The sequence below is a fragment of the Delftia sp. WSY_7 genome (genome assembly GCF_043104845.1).
Taxonomy (GTDB): domain Bacteria; phylum Pseudomonadota; class Gammaproteobacteria; order Burkholderiales; family Burkholderiaceae_C; genus Comamonas; species Comamonas tsuruhatensis.
Genome location: NZ_JBICLB010000038.1, coordinates 1 through 1,873 on the forward strand (window position 1 = coordinate 1; position 1,873 = coordinate 1,873).

The window sequence follows — 1,873 nt, forward strand, 5'->3', positions numbered from 1 at the left end:
GCGCCACCGACACCGCAGGGGCCACCACCGGCTACCAATACGACGCCTGGGGCCGTCTCACCCAGATCACCCAGGCCGACGGCAGCACCGAGCGCTACCACTACCCCGCCCCCCAGGAAGCGCCGCTCACCTGCGACAGCCCCCGGCGCATCGAAGACGCCCAGGGCGGCAGCAAACAGCTGGCCTGGAGCGACGCGGGCCAACTGCTCAGCTACACCGACTGCTCGGGCCACAGCACGTACTACCACTACGACCGCTGGGGCGCGCTCATCGAAGTGGGCAACGCCCTGGGCCAGCGCCAACGCCACCAGCGCGACGGCCAGGGCCGCATCGTGGCCAGCGAACTGCCCAACGGCCAGATCGAGCGCTACCACTACGACAGCGCAGGCCACCTCACGCGCATCGAACCGGCCCAGCCCCCGCTCACCCCTCTCATGGGGGGGCAAAGCCCTGCTGCACCGGCCGCCGACCCCAGCATCCACCTGCGCTACGACCTCTGGGGCAGGCTGGTCCAGCGAACACATGGCGGCCTCACCCTGGCCTTCGAATACGACAGCGCCGGCCGCCTCACGCGTCTCGTCAACGAAAACGGAGCCCAAAGCCGCTTTGCCTGGGACGCGCTGGACAGGCTCGTGCAGGAAGAAGGGTTTGACCAGCGGCTGCAGCGCTACCGCTGGGATGCGGCAGGCCAGCTCATGGAAGCCACGGACGGCAACGCTGCACGGCAAAGCAGCAGCCACTACCGCTGGGACGAAGGCGGCAGATTGGTCGAACGCCAGCTGCCCGCCACGGCCCATGCGCCGGCCCAGACCCACCGCTACGAATGGGATGCGGCCGGACGCCTCATGGCCGCCAGCGTCTGGCAGCACACCGTCGAGAACACCATCCAACTGCAAAGCCGCATAGCACTGGAACGCGATGCCCTGGGCCGCATCACGGCAGAAGAGCAGCAGCTTTACCGCCCAGGCAAGGACGGCGGCGCAGACCAGATCGAATACGAACACCGCATCGCCCACACCCTGGACGCGTTGGGCGCACGCCAGCACAGCCAGCTGCAAGGCCTGGGAAAGATCGCCTGGCTCACCTACGGCTCAGGCCATGTGCACGGACTGCAGCTCAACGGCGCCGGCCTCATCGACTTCGAACGCGACGCCCTGCACCGCGAAGTCCGCCGCAGCCTGCACCCACCCACCCCCGCAGCAGAAGCAGATGCAGACGCAGACGCACACCACCCCCTGCAGGTGCAACGCCAATGGGACAGCATGGGCCGCCTCACGGCCCTGGGCACCACAGGCCTGCAAAGCATGGAAGGCAGGGAACACCTCGTCCAGCCCCTCATCGGCCAGATCCTCGGCCGCCGCTACCACTACGACAGCCTGGGCCAGCTCGTTGCCATCGAACAGGCCGGCGCCCCGGGCCAGGCCGCACAACTGCTGCGCTACGGCTACGACAGCGCCGGGCGCCTCAGAGCGGCCACCGACAGCCAGGACCCCCAGACCACCGCCCGCTGGCAGATCGACCCTGCCGGCAACCGCCTGCCAGCACTCGGTGCACCCGGTGCACCGGGCCAGACGAACACCCAGGACAGCTGGGCCGCCCAGGTCCACGCCCACTGGCGGCACACCGACTTCAACCTCATGGGCCTGGGCCACCTTGCAGGCCAGCGGCAAGGCCCCGTGCAGCGCTGGGAAGACAACCGCATCGGCTTCAGCGAAGACCGCGTCTGGCGCTACGACCCCTGCGGCAACCGCATCGCGCAAATGCAGGCAGACCACAGCCAGCAGCAACTGCACTACGACGGAGCCCACCAGCTCATCGCCGTGCGCAGCAGCCAGATCCAGGGCAACGCCGAGCAGTTGCGCCACCACAGCCG

General features: G+C 68.9%; 1 pseudogene. It reads left to right on the forward strand.

The annotated features are described in order from the left end of the window. Positions 1-1,873, forward strand: a pseudogene (locus tag ACF8ME_RS21900) (RHS repeat protein); the annotation flags it as partial.